Genomic DNA, 676 nt, shown 5'->3' with positions numbered 1-676 from the left:
CTACACCGGCCATGCGTACATCCGGATCGTAGGTGGCAAAGCCCTTGGCGACGGCGGCCGCGGTGGTCGACTGGCCGGAGACGTCGAGCACCAGCAATACCGGCAGGCCGTAGAGCCGAGCCAAGTCTGCGGCTGACCCGGTGCGCCCCGGCGAGGCCGGAATGCCGTCGAACAGGCCCATGGCGCTTTCGAGGATGACGAAATCGGTGTCGTCGGCGGCTTGCGCGGCGAGTGCGTTGAGCAGCGATGGCGGCATCGCCCAGCTGTCCAGATTGACGCCCGACAGTCCCGTGGCGGCGGTGTGGAAGCCGGGGTCGATATAGTCGGGGCCGGATTTGGCGCCTCGCACCTTCAGCCCACGCCGGGTGAGCGCGCGTAAAATGCCGATGGTGACGCTGGTCTTGCCAGAGCCGGAGCGCGGCGCGCCGACGATGATGGCGCGGGCCGTCATGCTTGTCCCGCCAGTGCCGCGCGCATGGCAACGATGCCGCCAACGACGATCAGCGCCGGCGAGGCGAGACCGGCGGCCGCGGCTTCCTCGGCAATGGTGGCGAGCGTGGCGACGACGGTTCGTTCCTGCGGCGTGGTCGCCGCGACGATCACTGCCGCCGGTGTCGACGGCGCCAGCCCGCCGTCGAGCAGTGCCGCCGCGATCAAAGGCAGGTTGGCCATGCCC

At 70.0% G+C, this 676-nt stretch carries 2 pseudogenes; both read right to left on the bottom strand.

The features are described 5' to 3' along the window. Positions 1–451 (bottom strand): annotated as a pseudogene (locus EN749_RS36775) (cobyrinic acid a,c-diamide synthase); the annotation flags it as partial. Further along, a pseudogene (locus EN749_RS36770) lies at positions 448–676 on the bottom strand (uroporphyrin-III methyltransferase); the annotation flags it as partial. The pseudogenes EN749_RS36770 and EN749_RS36775, both read right to left, overlap by 4 nt.

This window comes from Mesorhizobium sp. M7A.F.Ca.ET.027.02.1.1 (assembly GCF_004022985.1).
Classification (GTDB): Bacteria; Pseudomonadota; Alphaproteobacteria; order Rhizobiales; family Rhizobiaceae; genus Mesorhizobium.
The sequence above is the reverse complement of the archived record's forward strand: the minus strand, read 5'-3'. Positions and strand labels throughout refer to the sequence as shown.